General features: G+C 58.7%; 24 protein-coding genes. 11 read left to right on the forward strand and 13 right to left on the reverse strand.

Features of this window, described 5'->3' with window-relative positions; all coding sequences use genetic code 11:
• Window positions 1-25: 25 nt before the first annotated feature.
• The gene (locus tag BR48_RS0112635; protein WP_245273472.1) at window positions 26-838 is read right to left on the reverse strand and encodes a VOC family protein; all 813 of its coding nucleotides are present in this window, start codon (window positions 836-838) and stop codon (window positions 26-28) included.
• A gap of 303 nt (window positions 839-1,141) precedes the next feature.
• Here BR48_RS0112635 and BR48_RS0112640 point away from each other — a divergent pair, with 303 nt between their 5' ends.
• The gene (locus BR48_RS0112640) at window positions 1,142-1,690 is read left to right on the forward strand and encodes an alpha/beta hydrolase (RefSeq protein WP_027231623.1); all 549 of its coding nucleotides are present in this window, start codon (window positions 1,142-1,144) and stop codon (window positions 1,688-1,690) included.
• Here BR48_RS0112640 and BR48_RS0112645 read toward each other — a convergent pair.
• Both BR48_RS0112645 and BR48_RS0112650 read right to left on the reverse strand, forming a co-directional pair.
• Window positions 1,687-2,454, reverse strand: a complete 768-nt coding sequence (locus tag BR48_RS0112645; RefSeq protein WP_027231624.1) for an aldolase/citrate lyase family protein — start codon at window positions 2,452-2,454, stop codon at window positions 1,687-1,689. The two genes, BR48_RS0112640 and BR48_RS0112645, sit on opposite strands and share 4 nt — an antisense overlap.
• A gap of 120 nt (window positions 2,455-2,574) precedes the next feature.
• Window positions 2,575-2,892, reverse strand: coding sequence for a DUF1476 domain-containing protein (locus tag BR48_RS0112650; RefSeq protein ID WP_027231625.1), 318 nt, complete (start codon window positions 2,890-2,892; stop codon window positions 2,575-2,577).
• Between the two features lie 315 nt (window positions 2,893-3,207).
• On the opposite strand from BR48_RS0112650, the gene purC reads away from it, so the two are divergent.
• The 6 genes from purC to BR48_RS0112680 all read left to right on the forward strand — a co-directional run bounded on the left by purC (window position 3,208) and on the right by BR48_RS0112680 (window position 6,769).
• A complete protein-coding gene (gene purC, locus BR48_RS0112655; protein ID WP_027231626.1) occupies window positions 3,208-3,972 on the forward strand; it encodes a phosphoribosylaminoimidazolesuccinocarboxamide synthase in 765 nt (254 codons plus the stop codon).
• A 34-nt stretch (window positions 3,973-4,006) separates the two neighbouring features.
• The gene (purS, locus tag BR48_RS0112660; protein ID WP_027231627.1) at window positions 4,007-4,246 is read left to right on the forward strand and encodes a phosphoribosylformylglycinamidine synthase subunit PurS; all 240 of its coding nucleotides are present in this window, start codon (window positions 4,007-4,009) and stop codon (window positions 4,244-4,246) included.
• Window positions 4,247-4,265: 19 nt separating this feature from the next.
• Window positions 4,266-4,523, forward strand: a complete 258-nt coding sequence (locus BR48_RS0112665; RefSeq protein WP_027231628.1) for a hypothetical protein — start codon at window positions 4,266-4,268, stop codon at window positions 4,521-4,523.
• Complete coding sequence (gene purQ, locus BR48_RS0112670; RefSeq protein ID WP_027231629.1) at window positions 4,520-5,188, forward strand: phosphoribosylformylglycinamidine synthase subunit PurQ; 669 nt, start codon at window positions 4,520-4,522, stop codon at window positions 5,186-5,188. Before BR48_RS0112665 ends, purQ begins: the two co-directional genes overlap by 4 nt.
• A 400-nt stretch (window positions 5,189-5,588) precedes the next feature.
• On the forward strand, window positions 5,589-6,248 hold the full coding sequence (locus BR48_RS0112675) for a glutathione S-transferase family protein (RefSeq protein ID WP_027231630.1): 660 nt from the start codon (window positions 5,589-5,591) through the stop codon (window positions 6,246-6,248).
• Window positions 6,249-6,352: 104 nt separating this feature from the next.
• Window positions 6,353-6,769, forward strand: a complete 417-nt coding sequence (locus tag BR48_RS0112680) for a hypothetical protein (RefSeq protein ID WP_027231631.1) — start codon at window positions 6,353-6,355, stop codon at window positions 6,767-6,769.
• A 413-nt stretch (window positions 6,770-7,182) separates the two neighbouring features.
• Here BR48_RS0112680 and BR48_RS0112685 read toward each other — a convergent pair whose 3' ends face one another.
• Together BR48_RS0112685 and BR48_RS24540 are read right to left on the reverse strand one after the other, a co-directional pair.
• A complete protein-coding gene (locus BR48_RS0112685) occupies window positions 7,183-7,404 on the reverse strand; it encodes a DUF1127 domain-containing protein (RefSeq protein ID WP_027231632.1) in 222 nt (73 codons plus the stop codon).
• An 84-nt stretch (window positions 7,405-7,488) separates the two neighbouring features.
• Window positions 7,489-7,722, reverse strand: coding sequence for a DUF1127 domain-containing protein (locus BR48_RS24540; RefSeq protein ID WP_036814366.1), 234 nt, complete (start codon window positions 7,720-7,722; stop codon window positions 7,489-7,491).
• 93 nt (window positions 7,723-7,815) lie between these two features.
• Here BR48_RS24540 and BR48_RS0112695 point away from each other — a divergent pair, with 93 nt between their 5' ends.
• The gene (locus BR48_RS0112695; protein ID WP_027231633.1) at window positions 7,816-9,231 is read left to right on the forward strand and encodes a PLP-dependent aminotransferase family protein; all 1,416 of its coding nucleotides are present in this window, start codon (window positions 7,816-7,818) and stop codon (window positions 9,229-9,231) included.
• Window positions 9,232-9,405: 174 nt separating this feature from the next.
• Here the strand turns inward: BR48_RS0112695 and ttcA are convergent, their stop codons facing one another.
• The 3 genes from ttcA to rpsD all read right to left on the reverse strand — a co-directional run bounded on the left by ttcA (window position 9,406) and on the right by rpsD (window position 11,933).
• The gene (gene ttcA, locus BR48_RS0112700) at window positions 9,406-10,248 is read right to left on the reverse strand and encodes a tRNA 2-thiocytidine(32) synthetase TtcA (RefSeq protein ID WP_027231634.1); all 843 of its coding nucleotides are present in this window, start codon (window positions 10,246-10,248) and stop codon (window positions 9,406-9,408) included.
• Between the two features lie 67 nt (window positions 10,249-10,315).
• Complete coding sequence (locus tag BR48_RS0112705; RefSeq protein WP_027231635.1) at window positions 10,316-11,245, reverse strand: glutaminase; 930 nt, start codon at window positions 11,243-11,245, stop codon at window positions 10,316-10,318.
• Between the two features lie 70 nt (window positions 11,246-11,315).
• On the reverse strand, window positions 11,316-11,933 hold the full coding sequence (rpsD, locus tag BR48_RS0112710; protein ID WP_027231636.1) for a 30S ribosomal protein S4: 618 nt from the start codon (window positions 11,931-11,933) through the stop codon (window positions 11,316-11,318).
• A gap of 368 nt (window positions 11,934-12,301) precedes the next feature.
• Between rpsD and BR48_RS0112715 the strand changes: the two genes are divergently transcribed.
• Window positions 12,302-13,231: an extensin family protein gene (locus BR48_RS0112715; RefSeq protein ID WP_245273474.1), complete on the forward strand. Its 930-nt coding sequence runs from the start codon at window positions 12,302-12,304 to the stop codon at window positions 13,229-13,231.
• Between the two features lie 18 nt (window positions 13,232-13,249).
• Here BR48_RS0112715 and BR48_RS0112720 read toward each other — a convergent pair whose 3' ends face one another.
• The 3 genes from BR48_RS0112720 to BR48_RS0112730 form a co-directional block, all read right to left on the reverse strand.
• On the reverse strand, window positions 13,250-13,438 hold the full coding sequence (locus BR48_RS0112720; protein WP_027231638.1) for a DUF3008 family protein: 189 nt from the start codon (window positions 13,436-13,438) through the stop codon (window positions 13,250-13,252).
• A gap of 136 nt (window positions 13,439-13,574) precedes the next feature.
• Window positions 13,575-14,114, reverse strand: a complete 540-nt coding sequence (locus tag BR48_RS24545) for a DUF992 domain-containing protein (protein ID WP_051614943.1) — start codon at window positions 14,112-14,114, stop codon at window positions 13,575-13,577.
• A 163-nt stretch (window positions 14,115-14,277) separates the two neighbouring features.
• Entirely contained in the window at window positions 14,278-14,694 is a 417-nt protein-coding gene (locus BR48_RS0112730) for a helix-turn-helix domain-containing protein (protein ID WP_036814544.1), read from the reverse strand.
• A gap of 147 nt (window positions 14,695-14,841) precedes the next feature.
• Between BR48_RS0112730 and BR48_RS0112735 the strand changes: the two genes are divergently transcribed.
• Together BR48_RS0112735 and BR48_RS0112740 are read left to right on the forward strand one after the other, a co-directional pair.
• Window positions 14,842-15,483, forward strand: a complete 642-nt coding sequence (locus BR48_RS0112735; protein WP_027231640.1) for an NAD(P)-dependent oxidoreductase — start codon at window positions 14,842-14,844, stop codon at window positions 15,481-15,483.
• 145 nt (window positions 15,484-15,628) lie between these two features.
• The gene (locus tag BR48_RS0112740; protein WP_027231641.1) at window positions 15,629-16,675 is read left to right on the forward strand and encodes an LLM class flavin-dependent oxidoreductase; all 1,047 of its coding nucleotides are present in this window, start codon (window positions 15,629-15,631) and stop codon (window positions 16,673-16,675) included.
• A gap of 10 nt (window positions 16,676-16,685) precedes the next feature.
• On the opposite strand, the gene BR48_RS0112745 is transcribed toward BR48_RS0112740, so the two are convergent.
• A complete protein-coding gene (locus BR48_RS0112745) occupies window positions 16,686-17,909 on the reverse strand; it encodes a hypothetical protein (protein WP_155810875.1) in 1,224 nt (407 codons plus the stop codon).
• A gap of 262 nt (window positions 17,910-18,171) precedes the next feature.
• On the reverse strand, window positions 18,172-18,615 hold the full coding sequence (locus tag BR48_RS0112750; RefSeq protein WP_027231643.1) for a hypothetical protein: 444 nt from the start codon (window positions 18,613-18,615) through the stop codon (window positions 18,172-18,174).
• Window positions 18,616-18,767 lie beyond the last annotated feature (152 nt).

Below are 18,767 nucleotides of genomic sequence, written 5' to 3' on the forward strand. Positions count from 1 at the left end.
AGGCCGAGCGTTTGCCAAATGGCGATCAGCCGCGTTTGGCGGGAACGATGCGGATCACATTGCCCCAGGGGTCGACGATTTCGCGTTCGTCATTGGCCATAGCCGAGCTGAATTCCGCCCAGGCAAGCCCGGAGCGGTCATTGTCCCGAAGGCCCGCGCCGCGGCTTTGCCATGAATTTGCCGCGACGTGGTGGTGGTAGCCGCCCGTCGACATGAACACGGCGCTGCCGCCAAAGCCCGCCACGGTTTGAAGACCAAGCTCCTTGTGCCACCATGCCTCCGCGTCCTTGGCATTGCCGACGCGCAAATGCAGGTGTCCGACCATTGTGCCGTCGGGAGCCGACGACCAGGGCGTCTCGCTGCCGGGTTCCGCAACCAGGCTGCCTACATTGAGCGCCTCTGTGCCCATTGCCACCGACGAACCGTTCCAGGTCCAGCTTTCATGCGGGCGATCCGCATAAATCTCGATGCCGTTGCCCTCGGGATCGGTCAGGTAGATCGCCTCGCTGACGAGATGGTCGGAAGCACCGACGATAGGCGTGCGCTTTTCGATGGCGCGCTTGGCCCAGCGGGCAAGATCAGCGCGGGCCGGTAGAAGGAATGCGGTGTGGTAAAGGCCGGCGCTGTGAGGATCGTCCGCGCGCACCGCATCTGCCTGCTCGATCTCAAGCAAGGGCGTTTCCCCCGTTCCGAGAGTGACCGATTGACCTTTGCGCGAAATCTCGCGCAGGCCCACGACCTCCTGGTAATATTTTGCCAGCGTGTCGGCGTCCTTGGCCTTGATGCCGACCTTCGACACGTGGACCGGCGCCGTTGCCGCAAAAGATGTGTTTTCCATTCTCGTCTCCGCGCGGGCAGTTCCCGCTGTTGCGACGAAAGCAATAGACCCACCAACCAGTTCCCGGCGTGTGATCGCCATGCTTTCCTCGAAAAAATCTCGTTCGCAGTAAGGTCGGATTTATCGGCGCTTGATACAAGCCGAAAGCAGCGAACAGCTTGTTCACAGATAATGAACTTAAAAGGCATGATTGTTTACTAACAATGCGAGCCCGGTGAAGGCGCCCTCATTCCTGCCACTTCCCTGAGCGTGCTACACTTTTGGAATGTTGCGATCCCGAAGTGATTCTCCTAAATACGCCGCATGAAAGTCAAAGACGTCGATATTCTCATCGTTCCCGGTTACACCAATTCCGGCCCCGATCACTGGCAGACCCGCTGGGAAGCCAAGCTATCGACGGCGCGCCGCGTCGAGCAGGCGGAGTGGACGAAACCGGTGCGCGAGGACTGGGTGGCCGCGGTCGTCAAGGCGGTCGATGCGGCGACAAAACCCGTGGTGATCGTCGCCCATTCGCTTGGCGTTCCGACGTTCGTCCATGCAATTCCCGAGATCGGCGACAAGGTGAAGGGCGCGTTTCTCGTCACCCCGCCCGACGTTTCGAACCCGAAGATCAGGCCAAAGCACCTGATGACGTTCGGCCCCTACCCGCGCGAACCTTTCACCTTTCCTTCGATTGTCGTTGCCAGCCGCAACGATCACTATTGCGACTATGCGGTCGCCGAGGACCTTGCCGCCGCCTGGGGATCGCTTTTCATCGATGCAGGCGAATCCGGCCACCTCAACGCCGAATCCGGCCATGGCCCCTGGCCGGAAGGCTCGATGGTCTTCGCGCAGTTCCTGTCGCGGCTTTAGGCTTTCTTCAGCCCATCAAGGATGCTTTGCACGCCGAGTGTCAGGTAGCCCGTATCAACGGCAAGCGCCAGGTAAGTATAGCCGAGCGCACTGAAGCGATTGGCCATGTCGGCGTTCGCCGCATAGATCGCGGCGAACTTGCCAGCGGCCTTGGTTTTGGCGGCAATTTTTGTCAGTGGCTCAATGATTGCGTCCGAAGCTGCATTGACCTCGGCGCCCCTGCTCCAGGCGATGGAAAAATCCGACGGGCCGACGAAAATGCCGTCAATGCCTTCGACGCCCAGAATGTCGTCCAATACCTCGTAGGCGGCGATGGTTTCTATCATTGCAAAGGCCAGCGTCGACTCATTGGACTCGCGCAGATACGCGCCGGAGCCGCCCTCCCCATAGCTCGCGGGCCGACCGCGCAATTGTCCCCATGACCGTTCGCCCAGCGGCGGATATTTCATCGAAGCAGCTAAAAGCCGCGCATCCTCGACGCTATTGATCATGGGCGCCACCACGGCATCGACCCCGATGTCGAGCGCGCGGCTGGCCATGTCGAAACGTCCGACCGGGATACGCACCAATGCCGGCTTCTGGTTTGCGCGCAGGACGCCGGTCAGCGCGACGACGCTCGCCGTGTCGTGGGCGCCGTGCTGCATGTCGAGAAGCACCGCATCGAGCGGGGTTCGGCACAGGGCTTCCATGACCAGTGGATCGGTCACGCTCGACCAGCCGGAATAGAGTGTCTCCCCAGCCCTCAGGCGCGACGCAAATGACATGTTTCTCATCCTTCTTCGATTTCGCGGCGGAGTATGGGAAACGCCGCCACGGCGGGTCAAGTCACCGCCATGAAAAAAGCCCGGCGCTGTGGCCGGGCTTTTGGGTTCATAAGGCTCGGATCAGGAACCTTCGATCTGGCGGATCGCCTCGACCATCAGTTCTTCCATGGTGCGGCGGATACGATGGTCGGACGTGTCGATACCCGCCGTGTCGAAATCAGCGCGGATCTTGCGGAAGACATCGTCGTCACCAGCTTCCTGGAAATCCGCCTTGATGACTTCCTTTACATAGGCATCCGCTTCGTCACCGCTCTTGCCAAGCTTTTCGGCCGCCCATTGACCGAGGAGCTTGTTGCGGCGGGCCTCCGCCCTGAAACGCAGTTCTGCGTCATGCGCATACTTGTTTTCAAAGGCGTTTTTGCGATCTTCCATTGTCATCCTCAGTTGCTCCCGCAATATGATCGGTTGGTTCAATGCTTAAACTACATCCGGGCCTTGGGCGTTTTTCAGGCAGTTCCCCAATGTTTTCGCTTCTTGGGTTCATATAGCCATTCTGCACGAAATCGAAAGACCGAAATGAACCGCTGGAATCAATTTGTCGTAGATCGTTCATGGAGCACCTATATTCCACAAATCAGCGCACCTTAACAAAGGATCATTGTAGAATGCTTGCTTTTACGATAGTTAGCGCGCCAACATGACGGCGCTGCTAAGAACCGGGGCCGACCGATAACTCCAATACCGAGATTTGCAATGAACCGTCGCCGCCGTGTCTACGAAGGCAAAGCCAAAATCCTTTATGAAGGACCAGAGCCAGGCACACTCGTCCAGCACTTCAAAGACGACACCACCGTGCTGCATCCCAAGAAATCGGAAGTGATCGACGGCAAGGGCGTCCTCAACAACCGCATTTCCGAGTATATCTTCAGCCAGCTCAACCGCATGGGCATCCCGACGCATTTCATCCGCCGGCTCAACATGCGCGAACAGCTGATCAAGGAAGTCGAGATCATTCCGCTCCAGGTCGTCGTGCGCAATATCGCCGCCGGTTCGCTGGCCAAGCGTCTCGGCATCGAGGAAGGCACCGTACTTCCGCGGTCGATCATCGAGTTCTACTACAAGAATGACGAGCTCGACGATCCTATGGTTTCGGAAGAGCACATCACGGCGTTCGGCTGGGCTGCACCCCAGGAAATTGACGACATCATGGCGCTTGCCATCCGCGTCAATGATTTCCTGAGCGGCCTTTTCCTCGGTGTCGGCATCCAGCTCGTCGATTTCAAGATCGAATGCGGCCGTCTCTACGAAGGCGATCTCATGCGGATCGTTCTCGCCGACGAATTCTCGCCGGATTCGGCACGGCTTTGGGACAGCCAGACCGCTGAGAAACTCGACAAGGACCGGTTCCGCCGCGACATGGGCGGGCTTATCGAAGCCTACCAGGAAGTCGCGCGCCGTCTCGGCATCATGAATGAAAACGAGCCGACCCGCCCCGCGGGACCGGTTCTGGTCAAATAAGCACTCATCCAATCAGCTCGGAGAAGACAAGTCGATGAAGGCACGTGTCACTGTAACCCTGAAGAATGGCGTTCTCGATCCGCAGGGCAAGGCAATTGTCGGCGCATTGGGCAGTCTCGGTTTTGATGGCGTTGGTTCCGTGCGCCAGGGCAAGGTGTTCGACGTCGAACTCAACACGTCCGACCGCGCCGCGGCCGAAGCCAATCTCAAGGCGATGTGCGAGAAGCTCCTCGCAAATACGGTGATCGAAGATTATAGTGTGGCGATTGATTGATCACTTTTGAGGATTCGCCATGGACGGTATATCGCCCGATCTGATTTACGAAATTCTTCGGAAGATGCAGGGCGACATTGCGTCGTTGAAGGAAAACGGGCGCGAACAGCGCCAGGATCGTATTAGCGTCCGCAGTCATCTGCACCTGCTCGAGGGTGAGATGAACAATCTCAGGGCGTCGATGTCCTCGCTTCACGACCGTCTCGATCGCATCGAAAACCGTCTCGAACTTCGGGAACTCGCGGAAGCACAAGCAAGGTTTGAACCACACCCATGAAATCAGCAGTCGTTCTTCTCCCCGGCCTCAATCGTGACCGCGACATGATCGCGGCCTTGACCGACGTCTCCGGAGTCGCGCCCGAAACGGTGTGGCAGACGGACACCGAGATCCCCGATGTCGACCTTATCGTCATTCCTGGCGGGTTCTCCTATGGCGATTATCTGCGCTGCGGCGCTATCGCGGCGCGTATGCCGGTCATGCAGGCAATCCGCGAGAAGGCGAACAAGGGCGTCATGGTCATGGGCGTTTGCAACGGCTTCCAGATTCTCGTCGAGGCTGGCCTGCTGCCTGGCGCGCTGATGCGCAATGCGTCGCTGAAATTCGTCTGCCGCCAGGTGAAGCTCGAAGTCACCAATGCCAACACCGCATTTACGCGCGGCTATTCCCACGGCCAGATCATCCGCACCCCCGTCGCCCATCATGACGGCAACTATTTTGCCGACGCGGAAACGCTTGCCCGTCTCGAAGGCAATGGCCAGGTTGTCTTCCGCTACGCCGAGGGCACCAATCCCAACGGCTCGATCAACGATATTGCAGGGGTCGTCAACGAAGCGGGCAATGTGCTCGGTCTCATGCCCCATCCGGAAAACCTTATCGAAGCTGCGCATGGCGGCACTGACGGACGCGCCCTTTTTGCCGGTATCCTCGGAGTGGCTGCCTAAGAACTTCTGAACAAAGTCATCAGCGTCCAGATTCTGAACGAGTTCACGCATGTCGCCCGCCGCGCTGCGCATGGATTGGACAGAAACCGAGGAGGCGCTTTCACTTATACGCCGTCTGTGCCCCACCGTCGTGTCACACTCGACCTAGCCACGCACGACGCTGCGATCAGGATTGCGCGTCGTTATAATCGTCAGCTCTTCGATTCCCTCGTTGTCGCTTGCGCCATCAACAGCGGCAGTTCGGTGCTCTGGTCCGAAGATATGGGGGATGGAATGACCATAGATCGCCTGACAATCAGCAATCCGTTTGGTCGTCCTTGATATCGCCCGCCATTTCGTTAGGCTCCTGCAGGAGCCCGGCAAATCATAGAAATAGCCGGCTCAATTGGAGGAAAGTTCAATGAAGCTATATTCCCGGCCGCTATCTCCCTATTCCTCCATCATCCGTTGCATTGCCTATTACAAGCAGGCGCCAATCAAGATCGTTGCACCGCCGCCCGGCTCGCCCATCCCGGAGGAATTTCGCGCGATTTCGCCCTTCAACCGAATCCCTGTCCTGATTACCGGCTCTGGCCTTACGGTGATCGAAGCCACCGTCATCGCCGAATATCTGGAAGAGCATTTTCCCGAACCGCCGCTTTTGCCGGCCGACTCGCGCGACCGCGCTATTGTGCGGATGCTGGCGCGCGCGGCGGAGCTCGAGGTGCTCGCGCCCACCATGGAACTCCTCGAACTGCTGTTTAGAAAATCCAAGGACGAGGCGCGCATCAGCAAATTGTTCAAGCAGATGGAGATCGGTCTTGCGGAAGTAGAAAACCGGCTCGGCCATGGACCTTATGCACTCGGTGAAGAGATGACGCTGGCCGATGCATGGCTGACGCCGACCAGATTCGTCATGAACCCCTTCCGCCAATTGGCAAATCGTCCTGACCTGCTCGCTCCCTACCCGAGGTTCGACGCGCTGGAGCAACGGATTGTTCAGGATCCGGTGCTATCGCTCGTCTGGTACGAGATGGTGGACGGCCTCAAAATATTCCTCGGGGAGCTCGAAACCGCCTGATCCCCTTTCCCGCATAATCCCGGTGCCGAACAGTGGCTCCGGATAGCTTATGCATAGATGTCCTCTGCGCCCATGCGAAGTGGCGCAGTCGTGGAGAACGCCGCATGAAGACGCCGACGATCGGTATTGCCCTGATGATTTCGCTCGCTGCACTCGCCGGATGCCAATCCAAGAGCAAGCCTGGACCGGGCAGCCTTGCCTTCAATTCTGAGAAGGCCGCGCTGCCAACGATGGAACGCGTTGCGCTTGCCGCCAATGCCTGCTGGTTCAAGTCCGGCGATGCAACATTCAAGCCCTACCGTCTCGCCCCCGAACTCGATTCCTATTCGGGAAGGCCGCGCATCCTCGTCGTACCGGCGAGCAATCCCGGAGGACGGCCTTTGCTCGTCGTTCATGCCGAGGGCAACCCTGCAAAGGTCGAGGCGTTTGGTCCGCTGATGATGCATTCTTCAGGCAATCGCATCGCAGCAGACGTTCGCCGCTGGGCGAGCGGACAGTCGTCCTGCGCAGCGAGCGGTTAGAGTCGCGGTCATCGTTGGCGTTGCCCGGGCCTCCCTCTCCACCGTCGTGCACGCCTCCCTCTCCACCGTCATCCTCGGGCCCTTGACCCGAGGACCCATTTTTCCTTCAAACGGTCAATGGTTTCCACGTGGATCCTCGGGCCAAGTGCCCGAGGATGACGGAAAGGGGAGAGAATATTCGCCAAGAGCGTCTCGTCCCGAGAAACCCTATTCTGGCGAGAGGCTCTCCACCACCGATCCTCTCGGCGTTGCACGCGCCTCCTTCGCCACCGTCCTGCACGCGCCTCCCTCTCCACCGTCATCCTCGGGCCCTTGACCCGAGGACCCATTTTTCCTTTCGACGGTCAACAGCTTCCAGGCGGATCCTCGGACCTACAGCCCGAAGATAACGTCGGTAGGACTGATAAAGGGGATTATCCCGAGAAGTAGTTACCGAGATCGGCTTCGATGTGATCGCGCGTTAGGCCGAGGTCCTTAAGCCCGTCTTCGCCGAGGGAGCCAAGCTCAAGCCGCGACCGCCGCCGGTCGATTGCATTTCCCACCCAGCCAAACAGACGGCCGAAACGGTTGCTCTGCGCATGTACTGCCAAGCCTGGATGAACGGGCCTGGCGGGATCGATATAGGTCGTACCCATTACTGCCTCCAAATGTCATCACTTGCGTAATATCTCGTCATAAGCGTTGCGCCGAACAAGAGCGCGCGGCGCCCGCACGTTGCATCAATCCCAGAAGAAGCGCTGCACCTCGCGTCGCGCTTCGGCAGGTGCAATGCCAATGTCTTCGAGTAGTTCGTTGCTCAGCTCGCTAAGATGCATGCGCGTGCGCCGCTTCAACATTGCGCGACCAAACCAATTGACGAGCGCAACAATTGTCACGGTCCGCGAGGGTGTCGATGACCGACGAATTTCGCTCGTGCCAGCGCGATCCGCGCCTATTGTCTCTATTGTGCTCATAATTGGCTCCTTTAAGCCCATCATTGACTCTTATTTTGTATGATTGTCTCTATGTATTGACTCAAATGGAAGCGCAATATATTAATTGTCACCATGACAAATTGGCTTCCGAATCTTGAACCTGGCAAAGGCCCGCTTTATCTGCAGTTGGCCGAGCGTATTGAATCCGACATTGCCGAAGGCGTTCTCGCCCCTGGCACGAAGCTTCCGCCGCAGCGCAACCTTGCCTTCGATATCGGTGTCACGATTGGCACCGTCGGCCGTGCTTACAATCTCATTCGGGAACGAGGCCTCGTCAGCGGCGAAGTCGGTCGCGGGACATATGTCACCGAGCGCAGGGAACCGGTACTTGAACAGCCGTCCCCACGCACCGAGGCGTTTGGCGGCACGCGCAACCAGGCGGTCGAACCGGGCAGAATACGGCTCGATAGTACGGCCGCCATCGACGTCGGCCAATCGGAAACGATGGCAGGGTTGCTGGCTGGCATCACCAAGCAATATCCCTCGGAGGTCGCGAGCTACTGCCGCACCCTGCCCGCCTCCTGGCAGGCAGCCGGCAGCCGCTGGCTATCAGCTGCGGGATGGGTGCCGGAGCCCGCTTCGATTGTTCCGACCCTTGGTGCTCACTCCGCGATTCTCGCAATCATCGCCGCCGTAACGGTTCCCGGCGACCGCATCGCTTTCGAGGAACTGACCTATTGCTCGGCTGCCCGCAGCGCCAACCTCATGGGACGGCGAAGCATCATCATTCAGACCGAGAACGGCTCGCTCACCCCTGGCGATTTCGAACGGCATTGCGCCCAGCAGCACCCGAAGCTCGTCTTCCTGATGCCTTCGCTGCATAATCCAACGGCCGTCACCATGCCGGAAGACGACCGGCGCGCAATTGTTGATATTGCGCGGCGCTACAATGTCTGGCTCATCGAAGACGAGATCTACGGTTCGCTCACCCGCCACGATCATGTTAAACTTACCGAACTCGCGCCGGAGCGGACATTTCACATCGGCGGGCTGTCGAAATCCGTGGCCGCCGGCATTCGCAGCGGCTGGGTCGCCTGCCCGCCTCACCTCTCGGCCCGCGTCCTCACGGCCCACAAGATGGTCAGCGGCGGCGTTCCCTTCATGATGATGGAACTGAGCGCCCAACTGGTCAATACCGGCGAAGCTGACAGCATCCGCAACGAGGTATGCGCGGAAGTGAACGCACGCGAGGCTTTGGCGCGCTCCGTCTTCACCGGCATGGAATTCGCGTCGCAGCCGCATTCTCCATTCCTGTGGATGAAACTGCCTGATCCATGGCTCTCCGGCACGTTCAAGAATGCCGCGCTCAATGAGGGCGTGATGATTGACGACGAGGACGAGTTCAAGGCCGGACGCAGCGAAAAGGTATTTCACCGTGTTCGCGTCGGCCTGACCGTCCCGACGACCCGACAGGAGCTCGGCCAGGGTCTGTCGGTGTTGCGCCGCCTGATGGAGTCCGACAACGCGAGCTACGATAGCTATTCGTGAAGTGAGTAGTGAGCGAGTGAGTAGTTAAGCGAGGGCGTCTTTGGGTAGGTAGGTGGACACCTGTCGGTGCGTGCGTGACTGTATAATCCTCGCCCTTCGAATGATGGGTGCTTTCCGCGCATGACGGCGGTGTTGTGGCGGTCATCCCTCTGGGCATAGCCCGAGGATCCAACTTCACCCCGTCACAAGTCCGGCAAAATCGAAGATCTTGCGGTCGAGCAGATGGCTCGGCCGGGTGTTGGCGAGGGCGCGGATCATCGTTTCCTTGCGGCCCGGCACGCGCCTTTCGATGTCGGCCAGCATGGCCTTCATGGCGTTGCGCTGCAGGCCCTCCTGGCTGCCGCACAGATCGCAAGGAATAATCGGAAACTGCATGGCGCCCGCAAACTTTTCCAGATCATCTTCCGCGCAATAACTCAACGGCCGCAGCACCATCAGGTCGCCTTCGTCGTTGAGAAGCTTTGGCGGCATTGCTGCGAGCCGCCCGCCGTGGAAGAGGTTCATGAAGAAGGTCTCGAGAATGTCCTCGCGGTGATGGCCGAGTACCAGCGCAGCGCAACCCTCTTCCCGGGCGACGCGGTAGAGATGTCCGCGACGCAGGCGCGAGCACAGCGAACAATAGGTCTGGTTTTCGGCGATCTTATCCGTGACCACTGAATAAGTGTCCTGATATTCGATGCGGTGCTCGATACCGTTCGCCTTCAGGAAATCCGGCAGGATATGCTTGGGAAAATTCGGCTGTCCCTGGTCGAGATTGCAGGCGAGGAGTTCGACCGGGAGCAGACCGCGCCATTTTAGGTCGAGCAACAAGGCCAGGAGACCATAGGAGTCCTTGCCGCCCGAAAGTCCGATCAGCCAGCGCTCGCCGGGCTTGACCATGGCGAAGTCCTCGAGCGACTGGCGCGTTTGGCGCAGGAGCCGCTTGCGCAACTTGTTGAACTCGACGGAGGACGGCACGCCGAGAAACATCGGATGGCAGCCGCTTGCGTCGGTGAGGTCAAGCTCATGGATGGTCATGGAAATATCCCGCTACGATCCGGTTCGTCGCCTTAATTGCATCGCAGGATCGCCGAAGGCAAGTCCTTCATTGTCCGAAGACGGACCAGCCGGTGCGCTGGGCGAGCAATTCGAGCGCGGCCGACCCGAGCAGCGAGTTGCCGTTCTCGTTCAATCCCGGCGACCAGACCGCAATCGAGGCTTTGCCCGGCGCCACGGCAAGAATCCCGCCGCCAACACCGCTCTTGCCCGGCAGGCCGACGCGATAGGCGAAATCGCCGGAGCCGTCATAATGCCCGCACATCAGCATCAGCGCGTTGATGCGCCGCGCCCGGCCCGGTGAAACGACGCTGCCGCCATTGAGCGGATTGCGGCCGGCCGACGCGAGATAAAGTCCGGCATGGGCCAGCTGGCGGCACGACATGGCGATAGCGCAATGGTGGAAATAGACCCCGAGGACATGCTCGACGGGATGATTGAGATTGCCGAAAGCGCGCATGAAATTGGCAAGCGCGATGTTGCGGTAGCCAGTCTGCGTTTCGGAACGCGCAACGTTCTCGTCGATGGCGATGGTTTCATCATCGGCGACGTGGCGAATGAACTGCACGATTTCACCGATCGCCTCCCGCGGTTGATGCCCGGCAAGAACCACGTCCGCAACCGCGATAGCGCCCGCATTGATAAAGGGATTGCGCGGCTTCCCCTTCTCCTGCTCCAGCTGGACAATGGAGTTGAAGGCATTGCCGGAAGGCTCACGCCCGACCCTCTTCCACAGCCCGTCGCCGATCTTGCCGAGCGCAAGCGTTAGCGTGAAAACCTTGGAAATGCTCTGTATGGAGAAATTGGTTTCGGCATCGCCCGCGACATGGACTTTCCCGTCAACCGTTATCATAGCGATACCGAACTGTTTCGGGTCCACCGTCGCGAGTTCCGGAATGTAGTCGGCAAGTTTGCCCTCGCCGATGCGGCCGGAAAGGTCGCTATAGACACTGTCGACGATAGCCTGAAGGTCGGTCATGGCCGGACTCCGGTTGAAAAAAAAGCCGCCGAGATTTCTCCGGGCGGCTTTTTCTGAAATTCAGAACTGATTAACGCGAATAGAATTCGACGACCAGGTTCGGTTCCATCTGTACAGCGTATGGCACGTCGGAGAAAGCCGGAACGCGGCTGTACTTGGCAACCATCTTGTTGTGATCGACTTCGAGATATTCGGGAACATCGCGTTCAGCGAGCTGAACCGATTCCAGAACGATCACGAGCTGCTTCGACTTTTCGCGAACTTCGATGACGTCGCCAGCCTTGCAGATGTAGGACTGGATGTTCGTGCGGCGGCCGTTGACGTTGACGTGGCCGTGGTTGACGAACTGGCGCGCGGCGAAGATGGTCGGAACGAACTTGGCGCGGTAAACGATCGCGTCAAGACGCGACTCGAGCAAACCGATCAGCTGTTCGCCGGTATCGCCCTTGCGGCGTGCAGCTTCCTCATAGGTCTTGCGGAACTGCTTTTCCGAAATGTCGCCGTAGAAACCCTTCAGCTTCTGCTTGGCGCGCAGCTGCACACCGAAGTCGGAAAGCTTGCTCTTGCGGCGCTGGCCATGCTGGCCCGGGCCGTATTCGCGGCGGTTTACCGGGGACTTCGGACGGCCCCAGATGTTTTCGCCAAGACGGCGGTCAATTTTATACTTGGACGATTCGCGCTTGCTCATCGCATTTCCTTTCAACAAATACGAACCGAAGCTCACGCGCCGGTTCAAGGAAACGCGCCCTCCTCTGCCTCCTTTGTGTGAAGACTGACAGAATGATTCACGCACGCATTGCGAAATCACTCACGGGACACGTCAAATGAAACGCAGAGCCGTTGGGCCCTGCGCTGGGGTGGCTTCTAGTGGGAAGGGCCAGGGATGTCAAGCGGGGGCGCGCCTGTTTCAGCGGCTCACATTATTTGAAACCCATGGCCCGGTTGAGGCGTTAGGTTAGACGCTCAACAGGAGTAGAGCCGATAATGACCCTATTCTCGCAGCATTCTCGCAGGTCCGTACTTCTTTTATCCTTCACCGCCCTTATCGCAAGCACAATGATCATCACGACGTCCGACGACGCCGATGCACGGCGCCGGCGTCCGCCCCGTGCGGTCACAACGGCAGCGCCACTGCCTGTCGTTCCGCCGATCCCTGAATCCAATCCCCGGGCGGCACAATCGACCGAAGCGCCTAAACCGGAAGAGAAGCCCAAGGAGGAAATCCAGAAAGCGGATCCCGAAACGCCGGTTCCTTCGCAAAAACCTGCTGCAGGGGAAAGCAAGCCCGAACCAGCGTCGAAGCCCGACGTGAAAGCTGGAGAGCAACTGGGGCCCAATCCGCTGCCAAAACCGGAAGAAACCGGCAAAAACACCGAGAAGGGCGATCAGGAAGAGAGTGTTGAAAAAGTCGATCCCTCCATCTCGCCGGACCGTGTCTACCAGAACGCCTGTCCAGCGTTGATGAACGGGGAAGTCGAGGGCTCACTCATACCGCCATTGTCGGAGGGCATCTGCGGCGAACGTTCGCCTTTGAAGATTACGGCGATCGGCAAGGACAATCCGGTGAAATTTGCGGCCGCCATCACCACCAACTGCGCAATGGCCGGTTCGCTGGCGAATTGGATCATCGAGGTGCAGGCGGAAGCCCAGAAGGATTTCGGAGCGGAAATCGAAAGCATCACCACCGGCTCAGACTATCAGTGCCGCAAGGTAAACAACGGGCATAAGGGCCGTGTTTCGGAGCATGCCTTTGCCAATGCCCTCGATATCGTCGCGTTCAAGTTCAAGAATGGGAAAAAGACGGAACTCGGTACAGGCTGGAAGGGATCGCCCGAGGAACAGACATTCTGGCGCGCCTTGCACAAGGCAAGCTGCGAGCGCTTCATGACCGTCATCGGCCCCGACGGTGATGCCGCACACCAGGGCAATCTGCACCTCGATCAGGGCTGTCACGGAAAGAAGTGCGAGGCGCGCATCTGTCAGTAAGAAACGCGCCTCGATCTATCACTCGCTGGTTTTCTTCTTCGGCAGACCCTTGCGCTTGGTTTCGGCAAATTCTTCCAGCTGCTTTTCGCTCATCGAGTCATACATGCTCTTCGAGGCACCCTGGAGTTCGCTCTTCTTGGTTTCTCCGCGCTTTGCCGAAAGCGCAGCACCAGCGGCCTTTTGCTGGGCTTGGGATTTTGCGGGCATCGGATTTCTCCCTGTGGGTGGTTGCACAAGGAAAGAAACGCAAGCGCTATGGCTCGGTTCCACGTTCACATTTCCGCTGACTTGGAAAGTATGAAGGGGGCACGCTGGCCCCCTTCGTTCACCTCTGGCTAATCGGTTAGCTGCGATGCTTTTGCTTCTTGACCGGCTTGGCTCCTTCCACCGGCTCCAGCGACAGACTGCTGACGCCGACAGCAACGTTGAAACCTTGCGTTCCTTCGGTGCTGAACGGCTGCAGGCCGATATTCTTGTTGGATCCGCCGATAAGGGCATTGGCGCCAAGGCCGAGCCCGACGGAAGCACCCGCCGACACGCCGACATACTTGCCGGCAAGCGCATTGGCACCCGGCTTATTGTCCGCTGTCGTCACCACGGTCCAGCTCAGATACGTTTTTTGCGTTATGCCGAGGTCAAGGCCGAGTTTACCGAGGCGGCCCTTGTAGTTTTCAACCGAACCGTCGCGATGCTTGTAGGCACAGTTGATCGCCTTGTTCGACCCGAAAACCAGCCCGACGCCGCCATCGACCTGGCACGACAGGATTCCGATATGGGTTGCTTTCGCTGGTGTTTCGGCTTTCGTCGTCTTGGCAGTTGCTGCCATGGTGCCACCGGTAAGGGCGGTCGCCGCCACAATGAGCGCCGGAATGAATCGTACCATAATTGTTTCTCCGTTGATCTTAATGAAATCACTATCGGCACAGGACGCGCCTCAATGAACCATTCCCCGGAAAATCCCGAGGGCTGCCTTAAACGTTCACATGATTGGATGGTTCCGGCGGCCGTGCAACCAATTTCGCAATTGGCGCAGCAATTGCCGTGTGTCAGCCTATTGGCGCCGCGTCGAACACCTTGCGCGCGTCCCTGAGATTGTCACGGTTTTTTACCGCCCATTCGCCAAGCGCCCCGATCGGCACCGCAATCGAATGGCCCATCGGCGTCAGCGCGTAGGTAACTTCCGGCGGCGAGGTTGGCTTGACCGTCCGCAACACAAGCCCTTCGCGCTCGAGCGAACGCAACGTTACCGTCAGCATGCGCTGCGAAATACCCTCGATCATTCGCCGCAGCACATTGAAGCGACGCGGTCCTGCCTGGAGATTGATGATCGTAAGCAGGCTCCACGAATCGCCGATAATATCCAGCACCTCGCGCATCGGACATGAACCGCTGCCGTCCGATTCCATTGCCGCCATGGAAGCGAGAAGCGGCGTCTTGCCTTCGGTTTTCGCGTGAATGCTCATGCGCTCGATGTCCTTGCTGTGGCAGGCGGTTACCTGGATGTGCCCTGAAACGGAAAAAGTGCGTTCTTCCCAATGCATGTTTCCTAGCATAGGTAGTTATCAATCGTAACTACAAAACGATGCGTACCCGCATCCAAGGAGTATCTCATGAAAATCGCATTGATTGGCGCCACCGGTTTCGTCGGCACGCAGATCCTGAAAGAGGCGTCGTCGCGCGGTCATGACGTGACGGCGCTGGTACGCAACGTCGACAAGGTAGAGAAGCGCGATGGCATCACCGCTGTGGAAGCGGACGCGCTCAACACCGCCGATCTCGCAGCCAAGCTGAAGGGAAACGACATCGTCATATCAGCCTATAATCCCGGCTGGGACAATCCCGATATCAAGGCCGTCCATATCGCTGGCAGCAAATCGATCACCGAAGCGACGAAACAGGCCGGCATCAAGCGACTGATCGTGGTCGGTGGTGCCGGTAGCCTGCGTACGCCAGATGGTTCCCAGTTCGTCGATGGCGCGGCGTTCCCGGCAGAGTACAAGGAGGGCGCTTTGGGTGCACGCCAGGCACTCGAGGATCTTCGCAGCGAAACCGCACTTGACTGGACCTTTGTCTCGCCGCCCTTCACGCTTGTTCCCGGCGAGCGGACCGGCAAATACCGCCAAGGCAAGGACGAGCCTGTCTTTGGAGCCGACGGCAAGAGCACGATCAGCACCAGCGACCTGGCGGTGGCAATTCTCGACGAGGCTGAAAAGCCGGCGCACGCACACGAGCGCTTTACCGTCGGCTATTGACCGCACGCGGCGTGCGTGGCGTTGCTTTCAGGCGCCACGCGCCCCGCCAGTATCCTTTTTGTGCCTCGGACACCGTGATGTGAGTTCTTCACAGAACCACTTTCTATGCTTACCTGTGCGACAAGGTTTGAACGGGGCGTCAAAAATGGAACTTGGTATTTATACATTTGCCGGGATGAGCCCGGATCCTGCAACCGGCGTCGCCATCAGCGCGCACCAGCGCATGCAGAATCTCCTCGAGGAGATGGAACTGGCCGACCAGGTGGGGCTCGACGTCTTCGGCATCGGCGAACATCATCGGCCGGACTTCGTCATCTCGACACCGGCCGTTGTTCTCGCAGCCGGTGCGGCGCGCACCCGGAACATCCGCCTGACGAGTGCCGTCACGGTGCTGAGTTCCGACGACCCGGTGCGGGTATTTCAGGAGTACGCGACGCTTGATCTGATTTCCTCCGGGCGCGCCGAGATCATGGCCGGCCGGGGCTCCTTCATCGAATCCTTTCCGCTCTTCGGCTATGATCTTAATGATTACGATGAACTCTTTGCGGAGAAACTCGACCTTCTGCTCAAGCTGCGGGAAAGCGAGCGTATAACCTGGAAGGGCAATTTGCGCGCTTCTCTGAACGATCTCGGCGTCTATCCGCGCCCATTGCAAAATCCCCTGCCCGTGTGGATTGCCGTGGGCGGGACGCCGCAATCGGTGATCCGCGCGGGAACGCTCGGTCTCCCGCTTGCCGTCGCTATCATCGGCGGCGAGCCGCATCGTTTTGCGCCGCTGGTCGAACTTTACCGCGAGGCGGGAGCCAAGGCTGGCCATTCCCCGGATAAGCTCAAGGTCAGCATCAATTCGCACGGTTATGTTGCCGCGACATCGCAGGCTGCCTCCGACGAGTACTGGCCGTCCTATGAAGTCGTGATGAACAAGATCGGCCGCGAACGCGGCTGGCCGCCGAGCAATCGCGCCCAGTATGAAGCCGGCCGCACCATGCGCGGTGCCTTGCTTGTCGGCTCGCCTCAGGAAGTGATCGACAAGATCATGCTGCAGCATACCTATTTCAGGCATGACCGCTTCATGCTGCAGATTGATCTCGGCAGCCTGCCGCACACCAACACCCTGAAGGCCATCGAACTCTACGGGACCGAAGTCGCACCGGTCATCCGCAAAGAGCTTGGCGGCGCGAAGCCATCTTGAGGAGGTCGCCTTAGCGATGCTCGATCGACAGCAGCGTATCAACTGCCCATTGCTTTGAACCGGGGTCGTCCATCAGGATAAAAACGTAGGTCACACCGTCGGTCGCGACGGCGCAGCCCTCGAGCCACTGATCGGTCTTGCCGTTTTCCAGTTTGTTGTCGTTCCATATGCCGTAAAAGCTGAGATTGTACTTGACGACTGAAACATCGAGCTTGCCGGTAAACCCCTCCGGCGGGCGGCGGTCATCATGTTCGATGGTTGTCGCGGCCGGCACGACGATGCAGCCGATACTCTTGAACACATTCTGTTTGAAACGATCGTTCCAGCCCAGAATGAAATGTCCGGGCAGCGTGATCCACCAATTATCGCCAAAGGGTTGCGGCCGTGGATAGCGCAGATAGCCCATGCCGGGTGGCCTCGGCCACGTCTTCGACCGGCTTGCAGCCTCAAATGCTGCGACATTCAACTTCTTGTCTGTCTCGAGGCGTGGTTCTTCCCTTGCGATCTTGATGAGTTCCGAGAGCACTTGAATGAAAAGTGCTTCATACTCGTCGATCGGGCCACGCCAGGAAAACGAGCGCCACAACATCGCCTCCGCCAGTCCAAATGCCGCCCGCGCAGGCAAGCCGAAATCCCACCACGGGAAAAAGTTGGCAGCCTCGCCCTTGAAGCCGAAGAAATCCACGTCGCGGGGCCCGCGAACTGTCATGATCCGGTCCTTGAAAGCATCAAGCGCTTCGCGTGCTGACAGGGACAGCGACAGCGGGCCGTGCTTGCTGGCGCTGCTCCGCTCGACGACGACTTTCGAGACCGAGTTGAAATAAACGCTCATGTGAGTCTGGAGGACATCGTAATTTCGGTCCGTCCAATACTGGGTGTCGTCGCTGAATTCCTCATCCTGCGTGACAACAAGTTTTTCCTGTTCGACCAATTCGTCCAGCAAGGCCACGAGATAATCATGATAACCCGGGCCGGTTGCCACCGTCGCCGCCGAGAAATTAACCCGGGCGCCGTCTTGGTAGAAATGCACATCCTCGTCCGTCGGCAAGATCGAGCAACTTGACCTCGCCTTGCCGTCATCACCCTCGGCAGTGATGACAGCCAGCGGTCCCAAAGTCGGCTCTTTGCGCGCCAACAGGCAAAACTTGCGGGCGAGATCCTTGGCGCTTGGCCGCTGCTTTGAAGATTTGATCTTTTCTTGGCGAGAGAAGACGAGTCCCAGAATAATGCTCACGAAAGCCCTCGGCGATATTGGAAAGCGTTGTATCTGATCGGCAGTCTCGGCGGCGGGGCACGGCGCGCTGTCAAAACCCGGCGGCACGCAGGTGCTGTGAATATTGCAAATGAAGGATCGGCGCGCAGTGACCGATGGAACTGGAAGGTGTCGCGGAGGTCATGCCGTCCGGCACGGACTATCGCCACCACTTCCACTCTTATCGCCACACTTTCAGGCAGAGGGACAATTGAAGAGGGGCTGCCTCATTGGCAGCCCCTGTTTATTCGATGATCTGGATTGGCGAATTGTCCACCGGCTTTGGTGGCTCGGTGGCTTTCCCTTTTCTCTTCGGGGCAACGTTCGGCTCTGCACTCCGCGCCATGGGGGAGCGGGCATCCATGAACGATTGGATTTCGTTGAGACCGACCGTATCGCCATTGCCTCGGCTGATTTCATCAAAGTGGTCGGCGATGAAGCCCCAACCGGCATCCTTTGCCTGTTGTGCCGTCAAGCGGCCCGAGGGGCCGGCCGCCGCCTCGAACTGCCTCTTCAACCGCTGATCGAGTTCTTTCTGAATGTTCTGCGGCGTCATCGGTGTACGCACCGTGCCAGGCGGATCGGGCGGTGGGAAGCCCAGCTTCTCGCCCGCACTCGCAGGCGACAAGAATAGGATGCTGGCGACAATTGCCAACATCGTCCCCGATAGAAGTTCGACAAATCGCATAAAATACTCCCAGTCCAATGCAATAGATGGGCGCGGTATGTTGTACCGCCCAAATGGTATCACTAATGGCAACTCGATAAAATGCGAGCGTAGGAGCGCGGTAGCGCGGGGTCAATTATTCGAAAGTTCAACACGCCCGTTTTTTCCAACGC

The sequence above is a fragment of the Phyllobacterium sp. UNC302MFCol5.2 genome, from assembly GCF_000686005.1.
Lineage (GTDB): Bacteria > Pseudomonadota > Alphaproteobacteria > Rhizobiales > Rhizobiaceae > Phyllobacterium > Phyllobacterium pellucidum.

Excerpts from the sequence above, each read along its gene's own strand:
- BR48_RS0112635 (WP_245273472.1), bottom strand. The coding sequence starts at position 838 with ATGGAAAACACATCTTTTGCGGCAACGGCGCCGGTCCACGTGTCGAAG.
- BR48_RS0112640 (WP_027231623.1), top strand. The coding sequence starts at position 1,142 with ATGAAAGTCAAAGACGTCGATATTCTCATCGTTCCCGGTTACACCAAT.
- BR48_RS0112645 (WP_027231624.1), bottom strand. The coding sequence starts at position 2,454 with ATGTCATTTGCGTCGCGCCTGAGGGCTGGGGAGACACTCTATTCCGGC.
- BR48_RS0112650 (WP_027231625.1), bottom strand. The coding sequence starts at position 2,892 with ATGACAATGGAAGATCGCAAAAACGCCTTTGAAAACAAGTATGCGCAT.
- purC (WP_027231626.1), top strand. The coding sequence starts at position 3,208 with ATGAACCGTCGCCGCCGTGTCTACGAAGGCAAAGCCAAAATCCTTTAT.
- purS (WP_027231627.1), top strand. The coding sequence starts at position 4,007 with ATGAAGGCACGTGTCACTGTAACCCTGAAGAATGGCGTTCTCGATCCG.
- BR48_RS0112665 (WP_027231628.1), top strand. The coding sequence starts at position 4,266 with ATGGACGGTATATCGCCCGATCTGATTTACGAAATTCTTCGGAAGATG.
- purQ (WP_027231629.1), top strand. The coding sequence starts at position 4,520 with ATGAAATCAGCAGTCGTTCTTCTCCCCGGCCTCAATCGTGACCGCGAC.
- BR48_RS0112675 (WP_027231630.1), top strand. The coding sequence starts at position 5,589 with ATGAAGCTATATTCCCGGCCGCTATCTCCCTATTCCTCCATCATCCGT.
- BR48_RS0112680 (WP_027231631.1), top strand. The coding sequence starts at position 6,353 with ATGAAGACGCCGACGATCGGTATTGCCCTGATGATTTCGCTCGCTGCA.
- BR48_RS0112685 (WP_027231632.1), bottom strand. The coding sequence starts at position 7,404 with ATGGGTACGACCTATATCGATCCCGCCAGGCCCGTTCATCCAGGCTTG.
- BR48_RS24540 (WP_036814366.1), bottom strand. The coding sequence starts at position 7,722 with ATGAGCACAATAGAGACAATAGGCGCGGATCGCGCTGGCACGAGCGAA.
- BR48_RS0112695 (WP_027231633.1), top strand. The coding sequence starts at position 7,816 with ATGACAAATTGGCTTCCGAATCTTGAACCTGGCAAAGGCCCGCTTTAT.
- ttcA (WP_027231634.1), bottom strand. The coding sequence starts at position 10,248 with ATGACCATCCATGAGCTTGACCTCACCGACGCAAGCGGCTGCCATCCG.
- BR48_RS0112705 (WP_027231635.1), bottom strand. The coding sequence starts at position 11,245 with ATGACCGACCTTCAGGCTATCGTCGACAGTGTCTATAGCGACCTTTCC.
- rpsD (WP_027231636.1), bottom strand. The coding sequence starts at position 11,933 with ATGAGCAAGCGCGAATCGTCCAAGTATAAAATTGACCGCCGTCTTGGC.
- BR48_RS0112715 (WP_245273474.1), top strand. The coding sequence starts at position 12,302 with ATGATCATCACGACGTCCGACGACGCCGATGCACGGCGCCGGCGTCCG.
- BR48_RS0112720 (WP_027231638.1), bottom strand. The coding sequence starts at position 13,438 with ATGCCCGCAAAATCCCAAGCCCAGCAAAAGGCCGCTGGTGCTGCGCTT.
- BR48_RS24545 (WP_051614943.1), bottom strand. The coding sequence starts at position 14,114 with ATGGTACGATTCATTCCGGCGCTCATTGTGGCGGCGACCGCCCTTACC.
- BR48_RS0112730 (WP_036814544.1), bottom strand. The coding sequence starts at position 14,694 with ATGAGCATTCACGCGAAAACCGAAGGCAAGACGCCGCTTCTCGCTTCC.
- BR48_RS0112735 (WP_027231640.1), top strand. The coding sequence starts at position 14,842 with ATGAAAATCGCATTGATTGGCGCCACCGGTTTCGTCGGCACGCAGATC.
- BR48_RS0112740 (WP_027231641.1), top strand. The coding sequence starts at position 15,629 with ATGGAACTTGGTATTTATACATTTGCCGGGATGAGCCCGGATCCTGCA.
- BR48_RS0112750 (WP_027231643.1), bottom strand. The coding sequence starts at position 18,615 with ATGCGATTTGTCGAACTTCTATCGGGGACGATGTTGGCAATTGTCGCC.